At 42.4% G+C, this 19,779-nt stretch carries 16 protein-coding genes and 1 pseudogene; 8 read left to right on the top strand and 9 right to left on the bottom strand.

Annotated elements, in window-relative coordinates; all coding sequences use genetic code 11:
* Nucleotides 1-63 precede the first annotated feature (63 nt).
* The 5 genes from QUD05_RS24080 (at nucleotide 64) to QUD05_RS24060 (ending at nucleotide 4,633) form a co-directional block, all read left to right on the top strand.
* Nucleotides 64-744 (top strand): hypothetical protein, encoded by a 681-nt coding sequence (locus QUD05_RS24080; RefSeq protein WP_289798299.1) that lies wholly within the window; start codon nucleotides 64-66, stop codon nucleotides 742-744.
* Between the two features lie 35 nt (nucleotides 745-779).
* On the top strand, nucleotides 780-1,496 hold the full coding sequence (locus QUD05_RS24075) for a c-type cytochrome (protein WP_289798298.1): 717 nt from the start codon (nucleotides 780-782) through the stop codon (nucleotides 1,494-1,496).
* Nucleotides 1,497-1,588: 92 nt separating this feature from the next.
* Entirely contained in the window at nucleotides 1,589-3,229 is a 1,641-nt protein-coding gene (locus tag QUD05_RS24070) for a lipoxygenase family protein (protein WP_289798297.1), read from the top strand.
* A 29-nt stretch (nucleotides 3,230-3,258) separates the two neighbouring features.
* Complete coding sequence (locus QUD05_RS24065; RefSeq protein ID WP_289798296.1) at nucleotides 3,259-3,567, top strand: putative quinol monooxygenase; 309 nt, start codon at nucleotides 3,259-3,261, stop codon at nucleotides 3,565-3,567.
* Between the two features lie 13 nt (nucleotides 3,568-3,580).
* Nucleotides 3,581-4,633: a saccharopine dehydrogenase family protein gene (locus QUD05_RS24060; RefSeq protein ID WP_289798295.1), complete on the top strand. Its 1,053-nt coding sequence runs from the start codon at nucleotides 3,581-3,583 to the stop codon at nucleotides 4,631-4,633.
* 107 nt (nucleotides 4,634-4,740) lie between these two features.
* Here the strand turns inward: QUD05_RS24060 and QUD05_RS24055 are convergent, their stop codons facing one another.
* Nucleotides 4,741-6,306 carry a cation:proton antiporter gene (locus QUD05_RS24055; protein ID WP_289798294.1) on the bottom strand — a complete coding sequence of 522 codons (1,566 nt, stop codon included), beginning with the start codon at nucleotides 6,304-6,306 and terminating at the stop codon, nucleotides 4,741-4,743.
* Between the two features lie 178 nt (nucleotides 6,307-6,484).
* Between QUD05_RS24055 and QUD05_RS24050 the strand changes: the two genes are divergently transcribed.
* Together QUD05_RS24050 and QUD05_RS24045 are read left to right on the top strand one after the other, a co-directional pair.
* The gene (locus QUD05_RS24050; RefSeq protein WP_289798293.1) at nucleotides 6,485-7,486 is read left to right on the top strand and encodes a DUF389 domain-containing protein; all 1,002 of its coding nucleotides are present in this window, start codon (nucleotides 6,485-6,487) and stop codon (nucleotides 7,484-7,486) included.
* 63 nt (nucleotides 7,487-7,549) lie between these two features.
* Entirely contained in the window at nucleotides 7,550-9,103 is a 1,554-nt protein-coding gene (locus QUD05_RS24045; protein ID WP_289798292.1) for a cation:proton antiporter, read from the top strand.
* A gap of 163 nt (nucleotides 9,104-9,266) precedes the next feature.
* Here the strand turns inward: QUD05_RS24045 and QUD05_RS24040 are convergent, their stop codons facing one another.
* From QUD05_RS24040 to QUD05_RS24010, 7 genes are all read right to left on the bottom strand, one after another.
* A complete protein-coding gene (locus QUD05_RS24040; protein WP_289798291.1) occupies nucleotides 9,267-10,901 on the bottom strand; it encodes an alpha-D-glucose phosphate-specific phosphoglucomutase in 1,635 nt (544 codons plus the stop codon).
* A 196-nt stretch (nucleotides 10,902-11,097) separates the two neighbouring features.
* A complete protein-coding gene (locus QUD05_RS24035) occupies nucleotides 11,098-11,652 on the bottom strand; it encodes a DUF3124 domain-containing protein (RefSeq protein ID WP_289798290.1) in 555 nt (184 codons plus the stop codon).
* A gap of 68 nt (nucleotides 11,653-11,720) precedes the next feature.
* Complete coding sequence (locus QUD05_RS24030; protein WP_094352965.1) at nucleotides 11,721-12,398, bottom strand: potassium channel family protein; 678 nt, start codon at nucleotides 12,396-12,398, stop codon at nucleotides 11,721-11,723.
* A gap of 159 nt (nucleotides 12,399-12,557) precedes the next feature.
* Entirely contained in the window at nucleotides 12,558-13,094 is a 537-nt protein-coding gene (locus QUD05_RS24025; RefSeq protein WP_289798289.1) for a general stress protein, read from the bottom strand.
* 230 nt (nucleotides 13,095-13,324) lie between these two features.
* The gene (locus tag QUD05_RS24020) at nucleotides 13,325-16,330 is read right to left on the bottom strand and encodes an MFS transporter (protein ID WP_289798288.1); all 3,006 of its coding nucleotides are present in this window, start codon (nucleotides 16,328-16,330) and stop codon (nucleotides 13,325-13,327) included.
* 499 nt (nucleotides 16,331-16,829) lie between these two features.
* Complete coding sequence (gene infC / locus QUD05_RS24015) at nucleotides 16,830-17,363, bottom strand: translation initiation factor IF-3 (protein ID WP_104908867.1); 534 nt, start codon at nucleotides 17,361-17,363, stop codon at nucleotides 16,830-16,832.
* 373 nt (nucleotides 17,364-17,736) lie between these two features.
* Nucleotides 17,737-18,120 (bottom strand): transposase, encoded by a 384-nt coding sequence (locus QUD05_RS24010; protein WP_289800063.1) that lies wholly within the window; start codon nucleotides 18,118-18,120, stop codon nucleotides 17,737-17,739.
* A gap of 429 nt (nucleotides 18,121-18,549) precedes the next feature.
* Here QUD05_RS24010 and QUD05_RS24005 point away from each other — a divergent pair.
* Nucleotides 18,550-18,693, top strand: a pseudogene (locus QUD05_RS24005) (IS4 family transposase); the annotation flags it as partial.
* Between the two features lie 31 nt (nucleotides 18,694-18,724).
* Here QUD05_RS24005 and QUD05_RS24000 read toward each other — a convergent pair.
* The gene (locus tag QUD05_RS24000; RefSeq protein WP_289798287.1) at nucleotides 18,725-19,636 is read right to left on the bottom strand and encodes a DUF928 domain-containing protein; all 912 of its coding nucleotides are present in this window, start codon (nucleotides 19,634-19,636) and stop codon (nucleotides 18,725-18,727) included.
* Nucleotides 19,637-19,779: the final 143 nt, after the last annotated feature.

The raw sequence follows: 19,779 nt of genomic DNA, 5'->3' as shown, positions 1-19,779 counted from the left end.
TCTAGTGTAGGTATATTGCCTGCACTACAAACAGATTCTTCTGCAAAGGAGCAAAAGAGTGCCATGACAATACTCAAAAATAAAATAGGTAGGGTAATCACAAGCATTGTTTTAATTGTGATCCTTTTAGCTGGTGTAGTTGGGTATGTGGGATGGTACAACCTTTTTCGAGAGGTTCCCACATATTATGAATCGCCTGAAGAACACTTTAAATATGGTTCTATTGGCACAGAAGAAGCGCAAGGTGTTCCCTATTGGATTTGGCTGGTACTACCAAGAATATTCCCTGATAAATTACCAGGGCCAGGTGGTTATACTTCCTTGGGAATCACATGGGAAGAGGGTAAAGAAATGCCAGTTGGGTTTACGAAAAAAACTATTGGCTTCCCTCGTGTCGGTATAACTTGCGCTGTTTGCCATACTGCTACCTATAGAAAAACAGAGAAAGATAAACCCACAATTGTAGCTGCTGCTCCTGCTAATAAGTTTGATTCGCAAGGCTATTTACGATTTTTGAGTTCAACTGCTGGTGATGCCAGATTTACAGCAGATTATATCCTTGACGAAATCAAATATAATTACAACCTTTCATGGTTAGAAAATTTACTTTATCGCTATGTGCTAATTCCTCAAACTAAGAAAGCACTGCTGCAACAAAAAGAAGACTATAGTTGGACAGATTCTCGTCCTAACTGGGGCCTGGTCGAATTGACCCTTTTAATCCAGTTAAATTCAATACTTTAAAGTTGCCCAAAGATAACACTATTGGCAACTCTGATATGATGTCTCTTTGGAATCAAAAGATGCACAAAGGGTTTGCACTTCATTGGGATGGGTTAGAAACTTCACTAACAGAAACTGTTCAAACTGGAGCAATTGGTGACGGTGCAACCAAAAAATCACTTCCTGTAGCAGATTTACAACGAGTAGAAGATTTTATTCAAGAACTACCACCTCCTAAATATCCATTTGCGATTGATGAGCAAGTGGCTGCAAAAGGAAGTCAAATTTTTGCTAATACTTGTGCATCTTGCCACGCTTTTGGTGGTGAAAGAACGGGTACTGTTATCCCTGTGGAAGAAGTGGGAACTGACCGCCATCGGTTAGATATGTGGACGCAAGAAGGAGCGGATACTTACAATCATTTTGGTGATGGCTACCCTTGGGACTTTAAGAACTTACGTAAAACTAATGGGTATGTATCTGTTTCTCTAGATGGATTATGGTTAAGAGCGCCATATTTACATAATGGTTCAGTTCCATCTCTACAAGATTTGTTCGAGAAACCAGAGAATCGTCCTCAAGTTTTTTATCGGGGATATGATGTCTACGATCCGAAAAAAGTCGGCTTTATTACTGAGGGAGATGAAGCCAAAGCTATAGGTTTTAAATACGATACGACGGTAACTGCTAATTCAAATCAGGGACATATTTATGGCACTGATTTATCTGATGAAAAGAAAAAAGCTCTGATTGAGTATCTGAAAACTCTGTAATTCAAGTTGTTGCTATATCCTGACGTAATTTAGTAACTTTTTGACGTTAATCATTTACTACCAAACGCTAAAAACCCGAATTGGAGATAATCGTGAAACCATATTTACCACAAAAAGATCCTGATGTTAATGTCCGAATCAATTGGCTAGATAAAAATCGAGAAGAGTACAAATTTAATTACGATTATCTAGCTCCTCTACCAGTCATTGATAAAGTTCCTCATAAAGAAATATTCTCGGCGGAATATACTGCTAAACGTTTGGCAAGTATGGCAAGTCTTGTACCAAATATGCTAGCTGCCAAAGCCAGAAATTTCTTAGACCCATTAGATGAATTGGAAGAATATGAAGAACTTTTGTCACTACTACAAAAACCCGATGTCATAAAAAATTACAAAACAGACTCTTGTTTTGCGGAACAACGACTCTCTGGAGCGAACCCATTAGCTATCCAAAAAATTGATGTATTACCTGATAGTTTTGCTGTAACTGATTCCCATTTTCAGAAGGTAGCAGGTACAGAACTTACTTTGGAAAAGGCACTTAAGGAAGGCAAGCTGTATTTCTTAGATTATCCTTTGTTATCTGATATTAAAGGTGGTGTCTATGAGAATGTTAAAAAGTACCTTCCCAAGCCACAAGCTCTATTTTATTGGCAAAGTAATGATAGTCCTAATGGTGGTTCTCTAGTACCTGTTGCCATCCAGATTAATCATGATTCTGGTGCAAAAAGCGTAATTTATACACCAGATGACCCCCATTTAGATTGGTTTTTGGCAAAAACCTGCGTTCAAATTGCTGATGGCAACCATCAAGAATTGGGTAGTCATTTCGCCTATACCCATGCAGTTATGGCTCCGTTTGCAATTGTCACTGCGCGGCAACTAGCAGAAAATCATCCCATCGCTTTACTGTTAAAACCCCACTTCCGTTTTATGCTATTTGATAACGATTTGGGGCGCACTCAGTTTTTACAACCTGGAGGCCCGGTTGATGAGTTTATGGCAGGTTCATTGGCGGAGTCTCTTGGGTTTGTGGCGAAGGTTTATGAAGAATGGAGTGTGGAAAAGTTTACTTTCCCTCGGTTAATAAAAAGTCGGCGAACGGATGACCCAGAAATTTTACCGCACTTTCCTTTCCGGGACGATGGCATATTAATTTGGAATGCTGTCGAAAAGTTTGTGGCTGAATACTTGCAACTCTATTACAAAACCTCACAAGATATCATTGATGACTATGAGTTGCAAAATTGGGCTAGAGAATTAGTGGCTCAAGATGGTGGTAGAGTCAAGGGAATGCCAGCCAAGATTGAGACTCTAGAACAACTGATTGAAATCATCAGTGTGGTAGTATTCACTTGCGCTCCTCTACACTCTGCTTTAAATTTTTCTCAGTACGAATATATGGCCTTTGTACCCAATATGCCCTATGCAGCCTACCACCCAATTCCAGAAACTAAGGGTGTAGACTTGGAAACTATTATGAAGATACTTCCTCCCTTTAAACAAGCTGCCGACCAGGTGATGTGGACTGAGATTTTAACATCGTACCACTATGATAAATTGGGTTTTTATGATGAGGAGTTTGCCGACCCATTGGCGCAGGAAATTGTGGTGCAATTTCAACAGAATTTACATGAAATAGAACGGCAAATAGACATTAGAAATCAGACTCGTCCCATACCTTATAACTACTTCAAGCCTTCGGAAATTATTAACAGCATTAATACTTGAATTAGTTTTAGTAAAAAAGAGGAACCACAATGTCAAATCAGAAAGTAACTGTCACCGCTCGACTAAAAGTAAAGCCAGGTTTGGAAGACAATTTTAAGCAGGAATTTCAACCTGTAATAGCTCTCACTCTTGCAGAAGAAGGTTGTATTAATTACGATTTGCACCAATCTGTTGATGACCCATCTTTGTTTCTGTTACATGAAAACTGGGTCAGCCAAGAAATTTTGGCTCAACACTTAGAGCAGCCGTATATTAAAGCTTTAGGGGAAAAATCAGGACAATTTTTAGTTGAACCACCTGAAGTCAGGTTATGGCAGCAGATTGCGAACAACTCCTAGCTGGTGATAATTAATGACATCAAGGGTGTTATTGTATGGTGCAACTGGCTATGCTGGAAAACTCATTGCTGAATCTGCTAAAAATAACGGACTGGAATTAATTTTAGCTGGACGCAATCAAAATTCACTAGCAGCTGTAGCCAATGAATTAAGTTTGGACTTTCGGGTTTTTGGCTTAAATGAGCCGCGATCGCTCGCTCGCTCTCTTGAGGATATAATTGCTGTCATCAACTGCTCTGGGCCTTTCTCCAAAACCTCAAAGCCACTTGTCGATGCTTGCCTCCAAACTAAAACTCACTATTTAGACATAGCTGGCGAAGTACCTGAATTTCAGGCGCTACAAGCACGAGATGCTGAGGCTAAAAGTGCAGGGATAATGCTTCTCCCTGGTGTGGGATTTGGAGTTGTCCCTACTGATTGTGTAGCTGCTTACCTCAAACAGAAGTTAGCAGCTGCAACGCGACTGATTTTAATCTATGAAACAGTAGGCGGTGTATCTCAGGGAACTGCAAATACAGTACTGCCAACTTTACATCATATCGGGGTAGTTCGAGAAGCAGGTAAGCTCATCCCATCTGCTCCAGCATCGAAAAGACGTAAGGTTGATTTTGGTTATGGCCCGGTGACAGCGGTAACAAACCCTTGGCGTGCTGATATTATCACTGCGTTCCAAACTACGGGTATTCCCAATATTGAGGTTTATACCGTATTCCCTAATCCTGTGCGCTTCCTGATGGAGTTGAGCCAGTATTTGGGATGGTTATTTAACTCGTCTTTATTCCAAAGTGCTTTAGCAAGTCTAATTAAAACTCTACCCACTGGGCTAACGGCGGCAGAACGAGCCAAGGGGCAAGTTCGAGTAATTGGTATTGCTGAGGATGAAACTGGTCAACAAGTAACTGCAAAGCTCTTAGGACCGGAAGCATACGATTTTACGGCATTAGCGGCTGTAGCAGTGAGCAAACGGGTGATTCAAGGCGAAGTTAAGGTAGGATTCCAGACTCCTGCATCTGTATATGGGGCAGATTTTGTCCTTGAAATTCCGGGAGTTACCGGGTTCGAGTAAAAATATAAAAGAAAGCTGGGTTTTTTAGGCTTGATAGCGAAAAAACCCGGCTTTTTTTTTGCAGACTTAACAAATAAGCCCTTATTACGATCGATAAAAATTCAATTTTATTGAGATTTATTATCTTGCAAAACATCCTCAAGCATAGATGCTAATTCTTTATTTAACCGACCAGATTTGACAAATTCTGCATAAGTATCTGCCTCAATTGCCAACAGTTCTCCTCGAAATTGTTCTGTTGTAAAGCTCTGAAGATTCGGATATTCACCCTGTAATTTGTCAATTTCCATCCGTAGATCTACAAGTTCACCTTTGATTAGTGTCTCTTGATAACGGCGAAATTCTGGGTCAATACCGGGGCGTTGATCTGCCTGGAGGTGTTCTAAAACGCGTTCTAAGGCAACATGACGGGCAACGAATTCTAAATATTGCTCGCGCAAGGGTGCATCACCAAGCAAATTGAGTTTTTCCAGCAAAGGTTTGATGGTCAATCCCTGAACAAGCAGAGTAAATAAAACTACTCCAAATACTGTTGCAATGATTTTTTCTCGCTCTGGCAGTGTCGTCGATACACTCAATGCCAGGGCAATGGAGACGGAACCGCGTAACCCACCCCACCAGAGGATAGTTTGTTCTGGTAAAGAAATGTCCGATTTGGTGATGCTAGTACTCAATTTGCTGAGAATGTAAATACCAACTGCCCGCATTACAATCATTGCTGCGACTGTCACCATTATGATTTGCAGGTTTTCGCCTAAACTAGCAAAGCGTATTTGGTCGCCAATTAGCAGAAAGACAATTGAATTAACAAAGAATGCCAGAAATTCCCAAAACTCGGAGACAATAATCCGGGTGCGGGGATTCATGCCGATACGAGAGCCAAAGTTGCCTAAAATCAAACCTGTGGTGACAACTCCAATTACTCCAGAACCGCCTAAGTCTTCGACAATTAGGTAAGTGCCGTAGGCGGAAACTAAAGTTAAGGATTGTTCCACTAAAGGCAAATCGAAACGCTGGGTAAGGTAGGAAATACCAAATCCGATAAAAGCTCCCACCCCTATACCAATGCCAACAACTGTAAATAACTGTAATAAAATTGGCTGGAATTCCAATTCTACAGTTCCCAAAGATAAGGCTACCAAAAAACCAAAGGCAACTACAGCCATACCATCATTAAACAAGCTTTCGCCTTCCATTAAGGTGGTAAGACGACTACCTACGCCGAGTTGGCGAAACAAAGCGGTGACAGAAACAGGGTCAGTTGCAGATAGACTGGCTGCAATGAGTAAAGCTGTAGTTAGGGAAATACCAACGAGTTGATTGAGAGCGATCGCTACCCCGGCGATCGCAATTAACACCCCGAACACTGCATACAGGCAAATTGGCACTAAATCTCGCTTCAGTTCCGCCCATTTCAAATTCCATGCGGCTTCAAATAGTAGCGGTGGTAAGAAAATGAACAAAATTAATTCGGGGGAAAGGGTTACTAAACGGACATCGACAAAGGCCAAACCTAACCCGACAATCACCAATAGTAAGGTGTAAGGTATATTGCGAAACCAGCTAAATATCTGCGGTAGTGTCGCCACGCCTAGAGACACCGAAAGTACCAACAGAAATTGCTTGAGATTATTTGTAATGACTTCCTCGGCGATCGCTGATTCAAGTACCATAAGTAAATTCCTGGTATAATTTTGCATTTATCGAAACAGAATTCAAAATAAAGCCGTGAATTCTGTACGTCTGGTGGACTTCAACATGACTATTTTCAGATGACACTAGTTCAATGTAAGACTTTAATTAACAGAGAAAGAAGATTTTACAGTTAACCGAACATTTAGGAGGAAGGTCTTGGGTAATAACATTCGAGACCGGTTTAAAAATTTCCGCCGCCGGGGTTCGCAGCCGGAACAACTACAACAGCTACAAACCGACTTGCTGGCTGAATCGACTCTAGATTCAGCTTACATAATTTTAATTATTAGCTCTTGTGCGATCGCAACTTTGGGTTTATTATCCAACAGTGCGGCCGTGATTATCGGTGCAATGATTATTGCCCCCCTGATGTTGCCGATTCGTGGGTTAGCTTTTGGTGCTTTGCAAGCAGATATTACTTTGTTTCGCAAGGGGATAATTGCTGTAGCAGTAGGCACTATGTTAGCGGTAGCGATCGCTTTTACTCTGGGCTTGCTGGTGGGATTGCCGAGTTATGGTGGCGAAGTACTGGCTCGATCTAGACCAACATTGTTAGATTTGGGAATTGCTGTAGCAGCTGGTGGTATTAGTGGCTACGCGAAAATTGAAACGAAAATATCTACTAGTTTAGCAGGAACTGCGATCGCTGTTGCCCTCATGCCCCCCATTTGTGTCATTGGTTTAGGCTTGGCACAAGGAAATTGGTCACTCAGTTTGGGGGCAACTCTACTTTATCTCACCAACTTATTAGGTATTGCCCTCTCCTGTATGGTGACATTCTTAGTAGCAGGTTACACTTCAATGGCGCGGGCCCGTCAACCCCTAATTTGGACTATGGCTTTGACAGCTATTCTACTAATTCCCTTGGGAGTCAGCTTTGCCCGACTTGTACGACAAGCACAACTAGAAACCAGCTTACGACGGGCATTATTGAATCGAACTGTCACCTTTGGCCGCTTGCAGTTGCTTAACAGTAATACCAATTGGTTGACAAATCCCCCAGAAGTGCGTTTGAGCGTCCGAGCAAGAGAACCTGTCACACCTCGGCAAGTAGAATTATTAGAAGCATTTATCAAACGAGAGATGGGGCAACCATTCACCCTAATTTTTGAAGTTGGTCAAGTGGAGGAAATTAGAAGTTCTGAAACCACACCCTGAACTTGCTAATTTGGTATGAATGAAGAGAGAATCTATCAGCAAAGTTAAAATAGCTTTTCTAATGTGGATGTTACTGAATTAGTCAAAGTTTCAATTATCCTCTTGCTGCTTGCCACAGGAGTAGCTTTGCTATCCCGACGGTTGGGAATCCCTTATGTTACGGGTTTAGTATTAGCAGGTTTGCCCATCACTGAGTTATTGTCTCGTCGGATTGGTTTAAATCCAACCCTTGTTTTAAATCTTTTCTTGCCAATTCTCATCTTTGAAGCTGGTATTAATACAGATGTTAGCCGCCTACGCAGCACCTTTAAACCAATTGCCCTACTAGCTGGGCCAGGGGCTGTGATTTCCAGTGCGATTATTGCCCTCCTGTTGAAATTTGGGCTGGGACTGAGTTGGATACCTGCGTTATTTGTCGGAGTAATTCTGGCAAACACTGATACTGTTTCCATGATTGCTGTATTTAAGGATATACCAGTACCCTCGCGGCTTTCCACCATCGTTGAAGGGGAAACCCTATTCAATGATGCCGCTGCCCTAGTTTCCTTCAACTTGATTGTGCAAGTATATTCAACAGGCTCACTCACATTTATAGAGGGAATCCAACAACTGCTATTTATCTCTCTAGGAGGCTGCGTTGTGGGGTTGGTCTTGGGCTACTTGAGTATACCTGTATTCGCCCGTTTAGATGATGCTCTTAGCAGTCTTTTGCTGACAGTCGCAGTTGCATTAGGAACTTTTCAGGTTGGGCAATTTCTCGGTGTATCAGGTCCTGTGGCCGTAGTTGTCGCTGGATTAATTTTTGGGAATTTTGGGCTTTCTCGCAATACTTCTGCCTCTAGCCGCATTACCTTGTTGAGTTTCTGGGAATATGCCAGTTTTACTGTCAACACCTTTATTTTTCTGTTGATTGGTGTAGAAATAAATTTGGTAACGCTCTGGAAAACTTTACCTGCAATTCTACTTGCAGTTTTGGCTTATCAAATCGGGCGAGTTCTTACGGTGTATCCACTGCTAGCAGTAGTTCGTTGGATTGACCGCCCAATTCCGCTGCGCTGGCAACATTTACTGTTTTTAGGCAACATCAAAGGTTCACTCTCAATGGCTCTGGCATTGAGTTTACCCACTACATTACCAGGGCGAGAAGTCCTGATCGCTATAGTCTTCGGCTGTGTGCTGGTTTCGTTAGTGGGACAGGGTTTAAGTTTGCCTTGGGTGGTAAAACGCTTAAAGTTATCTAAATTTTCTGAAGTTCAACAACAGGTTGAAGAGTTGCAAGCCCAGTTGATGACGGGTAAGGCGGCACAAGATGAATTAGATAGCCTGTTAAAATCAGGGGTATTACCAAAAGCCGTTTATGAAGAGATGCGTTCAGCTTATCAGGTACGAATTGCGAGTGCAGAAAAGACACTGCGGGAATTATATAATCGTCGCCCTGATGAGGTGGAAGCTAGAAGTGGCAAGAGCAGTAAACTTGAGGCTATTCGCCGACGTTTACTGCTGGCAGAAAAAGGAGCGCTCAATGAGGCAATGCGGAAGCGAATTCTTTCAGAAGAAATTGTGCGCGGACGGATACAAATTCTCGATGAACAATTACTGAAATTAGAAGATGATTAACCCGGATTTCTCAGCACACCTCTTAAAGCCTGCGCATGTGCCGGGGAGAAGTAATGAGTAAGAAGTAAGAAGTTTTTACTCATTACTCATTACTTATTACTCATTACTTATTACTCATTACTCATTTGTGGGATTCTTTCTTCAAGTTGGTATTAACAAAGTGCTAGGTGATTACAGTTGGCTGTTCCCGTCCTGTCAGTTCGCGAATCTGGACTATCTCTTGAGCAATAGTGATTAAAGAAGCAAGTGCTTGCTGTGGCTCAAGGTCATGTTTGGCGGGATCTGGCTCGTAGCTTTCTAGATAAACTCTTAGGGTTGCACCTTGAGTGCCCGTGCCAGAAAGTCGCACGACAATGCGGGAGCCATCGGTAAAGCCAATGCGAACACCCTGTTGATGGCTAATGCTACCATCAACAGGGTCGGTATAACTAAAGTCATCACTGTATTCAACTTGATAGTTACCGAATTGCTTGCCTTTAAGATTTGGCAATAAGGAACGCAGTCTTTCTATTAAAGTGTTGGCTGGACCTGTCTCTATCTCTTCATAGTCATGGCGTGAGTAATAATTGCGTCCATAGGTTTGCCAGTGTTCCCGGACAATCTGCTCAACAGATTGTTGCCGGACTGCTAGGATATTCAGCCAAAACAGGACAGCCCATAGCCCATCTTTTTCACGGATATGATTAGAGCCGGTACCAAAACTTTCTTCACCGCACAGAGTTGCTTTCCCCGCGTCTAAGAGATTGCCGAAAAACTTCCAGCCTGTGGGTGTTTCATAAGATTCAATCCCAATCTGAGCAGCAACTCGATCTACTGCTTGGCTAGTAGGCATCGATCGCGCTACCCCGGCTAAACCTGCACTATAACCAGGGACTAGCTTGGCGTTTGCGGCTAACACTGCGAGGCTATCGCTAGGGGTGACAAAGAATTTACGCCCTAAGATCATATTGCGATCGCCATCTCCATCAAAAGCTGCCCCAAAGTCGGGCGCATTCTCTCCGTACAAAATATCTACTAAATCATGGGCATAAACCAGATTTGGGTCAGGGTGGCCGCCGCCAAAGTCTTCTAGGGGTGTACCATTTTGCACAGTTCCCACTGGTGCGCCTAAACGTTGCTCGAAAATAGCATGGGCATAAGGGCCAGCCACCGCATGTAAGGCATCGATGCTGAACCGAAAATTTCCTTTTGTCAACAGTTGGTGAATCTGTTCAAAATCAAACAGGGACTCCATTAACTCTTGATAATCATGTACGGAGTCAATCACCTCAACTACCGTCTCTCCTAAATGTGACTCACCCAAAGTTTCTAAATCTACATCTGATGCTTCCAGAATTTGGTAGCTATCAATCACTTTACTGCGATTGTACATAGCCTCTGTCACCTTTTCCGGGGCTGGGCCACCGTTGTTAATGTTATATTTCACGCCAAAGTCACCATTTGGCCCGCCCGGATTATGGCTAGCAGACAAGATGATGCCACCAATAGCCTCGTACTTGCGAATAATCGCGGAAGTTGCAGGAGTAGACAAAATCCCCCGTTGGCCAACTTTAATCCGCCCAATTCCATTGGCCGCAGCCATTTTCAAAATGATTTGAATGGCTTGGCGATTGTAATAACGACCATCACCACCCAGGACTATGGTTTGTCCCTGCAAGTCCCCTACAGAATCGAAGATGGATTGGATAAAATTTTCCAGGTAGTGGGGCTGCTGAAAAACCTTAACTGCTTTCCGCAGCCCAGAAGTACCAGGCTTTTGGTCGCTGAAGGGAGTAGTAGAGACTTTATGGATGTTCATAGATTTAACAAGGCATTTTTCTTTTACAGCTTTACATAAGTTCGTTACAAAAAAAAATTGCTTACGTATTATCTACCTATCGGCTATCAACTCCCCTATTCTGCGATTCCCGATAGCGCCGCATCACACAAGTCCCCTTTACCATACTGAGTGCTGACTCCTGAATTCTGTTCGATAAATTAGCTTTTGAAAAATTCTATTTTAAAGGCGATCGCTTATAGTTATTTTGACTTTTAATCACTCTACCAGGACTGATAAAAGAAATTCCTTGCTGAAAGTCAGTACCAATCATGACTGCCTCCACTATCGGTTCGGATATTTCTGTTTGGGCTACCCACTCGACAATGAAGTTTGCGCCTAAACCTCCACTGGTGTCATTTCTATTGATAAAAAAATCTGTCGAAGCTAGGGCATCAAGTTGAATAGGGCGCTCCAAATACTGCTTAATTAGTTTCCCTTCTGAGTTGTAGTAACGTACAGAAGTAATAATCATCGGATTGGTCAAATCTGTATTCCGAATACTAAGCGTAGCTGCTAACTCAAAAATCTCTTGGCGATTGTGATGATAGATATGAGAGTAGACAGGAACATAAACAGTTTGACCGCTTGCTATCTTAAAATTCTTATCCAACGTCACTGTTTTTTGCAATGGGGTTGCTGGAATGGCATTGGGTTGTGACTTGGGTGTTGATTCACAAGATGCAAGAATAATAACAGCGATCGCTAAATAAATATATCTATACAGCTTCATCAAAACTCACCAATTTTTTATATGTGTAGCTAACCCTACCTAATAAACAATTTAGGTAGGAACTACGCTCAACATCTTTGTTCAATAAAATCAATGACTTGATGTAAGCATCTTGGTTTAGTCACAATCAGCACAGTTGAATGAGGTTCCAGTATTGTACTGCCGTTAGGAATCATCAAATCTTCGTGGGGATGAGATTGATAGCCAATAATTAGCGAACCAGTGGGGAATTGGGGATCTTGAGCAATTTCGGCAACACTACGACCAGCAACATAGCAATTGTTGGGGATGGAAAGTTTCAGAACCTCAATCTGTCCCTGCTCAAAATGCATCATTGATTCTACTTGCGGATACTCAATGGCATTCACCATTGTTGAAACTGATAGTTCAACAGTACTGATAATATGGTTAGCTCCAGCTATCCGCAGCGGTTCGGCAAAATCGGGGTGGCGCATCCGACTCAAAATATGGGTGACGCCGTAGTGTTTAGCAAGAGTTACCATTGCCAAGTTTAAGGCATCACTTCTCAGAACTGCTGCCAAGGAACCGGCTTTGCGAATCCCCGCTTCTAATAATACTTCTGTACTCACAGCACTGCCTTCAAAAGCCATTGCTCCTACTTGTTCGCGGGCGTAGCGACAAGCAATAGGGTCAATGTCAATTACGGCAACAGTATGTCCTAGTTCTACCAGTTTTTGCGCTAAACTTAAGCCTACTAAGCCAGCTCCACCAATTAGTACGTACATTAATTCTCTTTATGCTCTCTTCCACTTACTTTACAAGTTAGCAGAGGATTGACATACTCACCGAGAAAGAAGGGTCGGTGATTCTGGAATAATAAGTAATGAGTAAATACCCATTTCTCATCCACTCATTACTCATTACTCATTTAAAGTCCTATGATTTCAACTGTTGGGAATGTCAAAAACTCGCCATTCCTGAATACCCCAACGCCTAAGAATAGATTCAGCTTGACGGATATCGTCTTCTGTACTTTCTATCGTCACTAAATAATCACCTTGGAATACTCGGTCATTGTAGAGTTGGGCAACTTCTTCAGGAAGAAACCAACCTCGTAGTGCGCCAATCAGACCGCCAGCAGCTGCGCTAGCTCCACTTCCTAACAGGGTGGCTAAAACAGACTCTGCTGCTAGCGCTGGGCCAAAACCAGGAATAAGCAAAATACCCAAACCCGCAACTAAGGTAAGTAAACCTCCCGCCGTAGCGCCTGCTAATCCACCCGCCCTAGCACCTTCAGCAGGAGCAATATTACTTTCACTCGTGTCGGAACTGTCAAGTTGCTCATTGAGCTTGGGTTTTTTAGTGATTACAGAAATTTTATTCATCGAAAAGCCACTACTTCTCAGTTCGTCGAGCGCCTGTAGTGCAATTTTGCGATTACGAAATATGCCAATAGCGTGTTGAATTTGACCAGAAGCCATTTTGCCTCCCAAGCTTTTGCTGGTAATTGATTTGTTTAGAGTATTACAAACAATTGTTACCAGAAAGTGTTAGCACTTGTGAGCAATTAGGTTTATTAGTAGCCAAGAAATTAACCTTGTGATTATTTTGATTTATGCCTAGTTGAAGATGGCAGAACAAAGCTAATATGAACCTTTGCGTTATTTTTAACTACAAAGTTATTTTTACTATGTTGCACTTATAAGTAATATCAATTGTACTTTTGGAATTGGTATTTTTCGAGTAACTCTTTAACTTGAGCAACTACCAAAGGATGTGGATCTTTTTGTAGCTGGGGGAGGATTTGCAGGAGAACGCGATGTGAAACCATATTTAAATATGCGATCGCAGCTTCTCTGACAAAGCCGGTGGGATGACGCAAACTCACTAATATCTCAGAACTGGTCAGTCGGATGCGTGTAACTTGAGCATAATGAAAACAGCAAGCTAGACACCAGTCAGAAAGGAAATTACCCAACATCAGCAATCTGTGGAGGCGATCGCTAACTATCATATTCTCATATTCTACGATCTTGGCTTCGACAAGATATTGTAATTTTTCTGCCTGTGGTCGGTTATCTAAAATATTCAGCAATAAAGATTTTGAAGACAAAGTGACAGTATGCTCTAATATTTCTAAGCCCCGCGCTAAGTTTACCACTGAGAGCGATCGCAGATTAAATGCTGCTGCCTGCATCTTTTCTGGCGAATAAAGCAGTTTCAATAGCAGTAGCAGCCGCTCTTTGACATCCAATTCCAATTCTAGAAGGGCGCGTTGCAGTAATTCCGAGACAATCACAATCCTTTGATTGGATTGATAATTTTCTTTTTGGTCTAGTGTTTGCAAGTCAATGTATGCGGCGTAAATTTCACCTAAAAATTTTAATTCCTGCTTAATTAAATTTTCTACCCGACTTTCATAAAATCGATCTACTAAACCTTTAATTCCTGGTTGTTTGTGAATTTTTAGTAAGCTGCGGAGAATATGATCCCTAGTAGTACCCCAGGATATTTCCAAGTTTTCCCATAAAGTCTCTAATGCTTGCTGGGTACCGACTTGAGCAATGGTACGCCAAGCATACATCCGCACTACTTCTGGTTTGTAAATATTGGTTGCCAACCGCAACAGCATTTCTAAAGCTTCATTTTCTAGTCGCACTAGGGCTGACATGGCTGTGCTGCGCGTTGATTTGTAATAAAGTGCTGCAATCAGTGCCGAATAGTACTCTTCTAAATGGGTGGCTGAAATCATTTCTAATACGGCACAGCGCACCCGTAAGGACTCATCTTGTAATAAATTCGGGATATGAATCCGCAACGCCTGCAAATAAACTGCTTCTCTCAGCGCTCTAACTCCATTCACCCGTTCCCGTTCTTGCTTATGAGTCAGCATCCGGCGCATGGTTTGAGTAGCTGCTACCTTTTGCATCGGCGTTCCCTGGCGTAAGACTAAAGCGGCGGCAGTAGCGCGGATGAGTGAGTTTTGGCGCGGGTGTAAATATCCTTCTAAAAGGCTTAAATTGGGATTTGGTTCAGCCAGCCAAACGTAGCGCAGCGCTAAGGCAAAAACTTCGGGGTTAGTTTCTTGGGATTCTTCTAATAAAGGACGGATGGCGGCTAAATAAACCGGATTTACACCTCCCATCAGCATCACTTCCAAACTTTGGCGCTGCAAATCTGGGGTTAACTTCACTAGTAGCGGGGCTAAAACTTCCGCCGCGCCTTGGGAGTCAATTTGGGCTAAAAGTTCAATACAAGAGCGTTTATCAGCCTCACTGCCTTTTTCTGCTAAAGCTTTGACTACTCCCTGTTTGAAAAAACGTAAGCCGACATTGCTTGCACTCAAGTGACCCCGCGCCACACTCAAGACTAACAGTTCCACATAGCGCGATCGCAATTCCCAAACTACTGTTAAACAAGTGCCAGTTATCAGCATGGTTTCTGCTACCAACACCCATCTTTGTAGTGGTTCGGGTACAAACCGCCCACAAAACAAGATAGTTGCAAAAATTAGCACTCCTGTCAAACCTGTGGCGATCGCTTCGGCGGTTCCACCAGATAAAGTCTGCATCCGGCTGCGAATTCCCTCTGGAATCGGTTGGTACAGGATGGGGCCGCTACTCATGACAAAGGTGTAGCGCAGAAGTTCATCAAAGAATTTGACAATTATCAAACCCCAGAAAAAGCTTTGCGATTGCATGGCTGGAATTAAATGCAGCAATACCAGCACTCCTGGAAGTGAAAAGCCGACGGTAATTGGTAAAAGCGTCGCAGTGAAAAATACCCCCATCCGTTCGATGAGTCGGCTGGAAAAAAACCACTGCAACAACAACTCACACAGTCCCAACATCCCCCCAAACAGACCCAAAAAGCTCGCAAGTTCTCGGTCGCTCAAATTGGATTGGAGTTCGCGCAGATACTGAAAATCTATTAACAAGCCAATAACTTGCAACAGTCCCACAAAAGCAAACAACTGCCAGACGTACCGCTTCAGCGGGCTTTTAATGAAACGCTCCCGTGAAGCTTGTTGTTCGGGAACTAGTCTTTGTGGGGTTTCAGGGAAAGCTGCTCGATAGTGATGAGTTAAATAGAATAGAATCGCCGATCCTAATAAAATCACAATACAGGCGATGAGGATGATCTTATTCAGCGTGGTGTATTGCACTAGCCAAGGCAAACTAAAGCCACTGATCACATCTGCTACCAAAAGACCACTACTCACCAGTGGGTAAGTCCGTTTAATCTCCCGAATATTAAATATTTGGTTGGCGACAATAGAAGTGTTAAGGTCATTGACCACATAAAGTGCATCTACCCACAGCCGCAGCAGAAATGCCGAAATCACAGCCAGGTAGGAAAAATGATATCCCCAACGTAATACAACTAATAAAACTAATGGCATCAACATGCAAGGTGCGATCGCCACAATTACCCGACGTAAGGGAAAAATCTTTTGCAGCCAAGAGTATAAAAAAACCAGTCCGGCACTCATTACCGCACTAGCAATATACATCCACGGCAGCAGGTGAGTTCCATATTCATCCAAAAACAGCGCCACCGTACTGTCTTCTGCCCACCGCAATCCTACACAGACAATTGTGTAAAAAAGAAACATTATCTGGGTTCGTTCGCTCTCCTCTGGTCGGAGATTCACCCACTGTAGTAGTCGTGGTAAAGCAACTTTATTTGCAGCCAACCAGTGATTTTTCAGTTCCATGCAGTTTTATTTTCTGGTAGTATCACCGTGTAATGGGCATTGGGCATGGAGAAGAGACAAGGTAGACAAGGAAGAGGGGGGAGACAAGGGNAGAGACTTGTTCAATAATTCCCCCTTGTCTCCTCTGCTCCTCTACTCCTCTGCCCCCCTGCCTCCTCATCCCCTGGAAATAGCAAAAGTCCTGAGCAACTGAGTATTATGTTTCCCACTCAGCGTTCAGGACTATCGATTTTAGATAAATTTAAACGCTTTCGTAGGAGTGCATAGCTAAGGGACTTCCAAGAAATAAATTATCCATTTTGTGGGGTGGGCAACATGAGCGCCCTAAATCTGGGACGGGTGGGGACACCCATCCCACAAGAAAATTTGGGATGTTTTTTTATTTGGAAGTCCCTAACTATGCGCTCAAAGCGTATATTGCATTCAAATAAAACATGAAAAAATCCCCCGACTTCTAGTCAGGGGATTTTCAAACTTGGTCTATTAAACAGTTAGAGAATTATTTTTTAGGCGAAATGAGCATCATCATGTTTCGTCCTTCTTTTTTAGGGGCTTGTTGAAGCTCACCAAAAGGCTCCAAATCCGTTGCCATTCGCTTGAGCAAATCTTCTGCTAGGTCGCTGTGTTGAATTTCTCGACCCCGGAACATCACAGTCGCTTTGACTTTATCGCCATCTTTCAAAAAGCGCTCTGCTTGCTTAACACGCACGTTGTAGTCGTGTTCTTCTATTTTGTAGCGCATCTTAACTTCTTTGACATCAGCCGTGTGCTGTTTTTTCCGGGCTTCCCGCGCCTTTTTTTCTTGCTCAAACTTGTATTTCCCGTAGTCCATAATCCGACAAACTGGCGGATCAGCTTTATCGCTGATTAGCACCAAATCTAGCTCTTTTTCTTCTGCTAGTTGTAGTGCTTCCTGTGGGGGCATAATTCCCAGTTGGGCACCGTCAGTGTCAATGACCCGAATTTTCGGGAAGCGAATTCGTTCGTTAATTTGGGGCAGATCGCGAGTTCTTTTCTTCTCAATCACAGCCATTATGATTAGTGGGAGCTCTTAAATGAAGGATTTGGTGTGGTCTAAATTGGTATGCCTCAGAGGCAAAATACAGAAGTAACTCAGGACTGAAAACATAGTCTCCAGTTCTAGGGTAACTAATCTATAAAATAGTTGCCTCGTTGTATTTGTCATTTTACTCAGTCTGAGAGAATTTCTCTGCAATAGTTAATCTAAATTACACAACCTAGACTCATATTAAATATTATTACAATTCTTGAGCAAGACTTTTTGCGATGGTGTATCGCCCACCGCAGGCGAAAACTTCTTTACTGGCAACGCCCGAAATACTGATTATTGCGTTGCCAGTTTTTTGTTAAAGTTCTTTTTTGGAGAAGGTGCTAATACCAATTATTTATGAAGCTGCGCTAAATAGAGCTTCAAGGATAAAGTCGTAGGAAGTCACTGAAGCAATCATCTCAGGTGTAATTGCTTTGAGGACATCAGTTAACTTCTGCTGTAATTGTGCAAGGGTTTTACAGTTTTCCCATTGGAGTTTTGATTTGAGAAGTTCCCAAAACCGCTCAATGGGATTGAGTTTCGGAGAGTGAGGAGGTTGAAAAATCGGGATAATGTTATCAGGGTAGTTAAGAGTTTTGGCTTTGTGAAACGATCCTTGATCAAACTGGATAACCGCGATATCATCACCAAGCTCAGCAGACACTAATTCCAAAAAGTGTTGAAAACAATCAGCATTAAGGTAGGGAAACTCGTAGAAAAAGCTATAGCCACTAAGGATCGTGGATTTAATAACCTGTGTAGTAGCACGTCCACACTAAAATGTTGGGTTTAAGCAGCAGGGACGCAGAGTGCACGAGAGAAGAAAAAGAGACTAATTAACCGATTGTTTTTTACCCAATATTTTAACCTTGCTGCGCTAGTCGGTTGGGTTGAGTCTGCGAAACCCAAAATCTCTAGAGCGTTGGGTTTCGTGCCTCAACCCAACATACAAAAGTCGATGTTATTTAATTCTCATTCCTAAGCGGTTCTACGACACCGTATAAATAAAAATCCTCATGACGCCACTGGCTGTGTTCTAAAGGTTTGATTCCTTTTGCAGTAATTAAACGTCGCTCTCTTTAATCTCAATAACCAATCTCATACCCATAACGCTTTAACCAGATGCACCCATCTCATATTTTAGCGCATCTTCATACAGAATTGGTATTACTATCGTGGTTTTCGATCTGTCCATGAAATGTTAAAAATGCTTCCCGAAATCCCTGAGCCTATTTTATTAACCCAGATTTTTGCCAGGCTTGCTACTTTAGGTCGTATTCATCCCGTTTCTACGGGCGTTGAACCCTCGTAAATTGGCAGAAGTCTTGTAAGTAATGATTAATTTATTTTTGAACAGTACAACAGGGCAAGAAAGGCTTGTTTACAACTTCTTTAATGTCTACTGAATTCAACAAATCTTCCCAATATTTCTGAACTTCGGGATCGTTAGGACGTTGGCGGCGTAAATTAGCTAAAGTTCTTAGAGAATCTTCCCAAAATCCAGCCGTTGCAAATAAAACTGCGCGATCCAAATCTGTGTTTGGTTGGTTTAGCTGAAGGGATAGGTTTTCATCTTGCGATCGCACAATTGTACCTTCTATATAAGAGTCTTTATCGCGGTTATTAGGATCGCAAATCATCGAAAAAGTCCAATTATATTCTTTACCGATTTGTAGAGATGGCTGATTTACAGGTACATTTACACTAACAATACCATTCTGCCCAACAGGTTTGAAAGTTCCCTTATATAATGGGTCGATGCTATCACCGTCGCGCAAAACAAATTCTAGTGCTTGTACTGTTGTCGAGGTTTGAGGAACGTAGAAAAAGAATGTGGGACGCTCTGATGTGGTGCGTTGAGCTTCCTTATCTGTCGGTGTCAGGGGAATCAGATATTGTCCAGTTTGAAAGCAACTTCCCCGTGTTCCAGCTGACCTTACTCTACCAGGTCTACCTGGGACAAAGGCGATACGATTTCTACCGCGTTGAATGTAACTTGTAACATTTCTAATTGCAGAAGTAGCATATCTATCTCCAGGACGTAGCCGCTCTGCTTGCTGAAAATTCAATAAAGCTTTTCTATAGTTTCTCCGTTTGGTTTCGTTATAACCAAGCTGCATATATTGGGTGTAAGCAGATTTTGCTTGTGCCAGTTGATAAACTGATGTTGCCAAAACCTGAGTCATGCTTACAGGCTCGAAGGGCAGAAATGCTAAAGTAGCAAGCAGATAACTTGCCCAATATCTATATTTCATGATGTTTATGTTTACTTGTAGTACATTTTTTGGGTATATATAATACAATAGCTTAAGCTTTACAGTGACAAGACTTTATCTGTGCTACTTTCTGGGAAGGCTGAGGTAGCATTCTGAGTTTTTTGACAACACAATTCCCGACT

This window comes from Nostoc sp. GT001 (assembly GCF_030382115.1).
GTDB lineage: Bacteria > Cyanobacteriota > Cyanobacteriia > Cyanobacteriales > Nostocaceae > Nostoc.
Note: the sequence above shows the minus strand (reverse complement) of the source record. Positions and strands in the feature narration are given on the sequence as shown.

Excerpts from the sequence above, each read along its gene's own strand:
- QUD05_RS24080 (WP_289798299.1), top strand. The coding sequence starts at position 64 with ATGACAATACTCAAAAATAAAATAGGTAGGGTAATCACAAGCATTGTT.
- QUD05_RS24075 (WP_289798298.1), top strand. The coding sequence starts at position 780 with ATGATGTCTCTTTGGAATCAAAAGATGCACAAAGGGTTTGCACTTCAT.
- QUD05_RS24065 (WP_289798296.1), top strand. The coding sequence starts at position 3,259 with ATGTCAAATCAGAAAGTAACTGTCACCGCTCGACTAAAAGTAAAGCCA.
- QUD05_RS24060 (WP_289798295.1), top strand. The coding sequence starts at position 3,581 with ATGACATCAAGGGTGTTATTGTATGGTGCAACTGGCTATGCTGGAAAA.
- QUD05_RS24055 (WP_289798294.1), bottom strand. The coding sequence starts at position 6,306 with ATGGTACTTGAATCAGCGATCGCCGAGGAAGTCATTACAAATAATCTC.
- QUD05_RS24040 (WP_289798291.1), bottom strand. The coding sequence starts at position 10,901 with ATGAACATCCATAAAGTCTCTACTACTCCCTTCAGCGACCAAAAGCCT.
- QUD05_RS24035 (WP_289798290.1), bottom strand. The coding sequence starts at position 11,652 with ATGAAGCTGTATAGATATATTTATTTAGCGATCGCTGTTATTATTCTT.
- QUD05_RS24030 (WP_094352965.1), bottom strand. The coding sequence starts at position 12,398 with ATGTACGTACTAATTGGTGGAGCTGGCTTAGTAGGCTTAAGTTTAGCG.
- QUD05_RS24025 (WP_289798289.1), bottom strand. The coding sequence starts at position 13,094 with ATGGCTTCTGGTCAAATTCAACACGCTATTGGCATATTTCGTAATCGC.
- QUD05_RS24020 (WP_289798288.1), bottom strand. The coding sequence starts at position 16,330 with ATGGAACTGAAAAATCACTGGTTGGCTGCAAATAAAGTTGCTTTACCA.
- infC (WP_104908867.1), bottom strand. The coding sequence starts at position 17,363 with ATGGCTGTGATTGAGAAGAAAAGAACTCGCGATCTGCCCCAAATTAAC.
- QUD05_RS24000 (WP_289798287.1), bottom strand. The coding sequence starts at position 19,636 with ATGAAATATAGATATTGGGCAAGTTATCTGCTTGCTACTTTAGCATTT.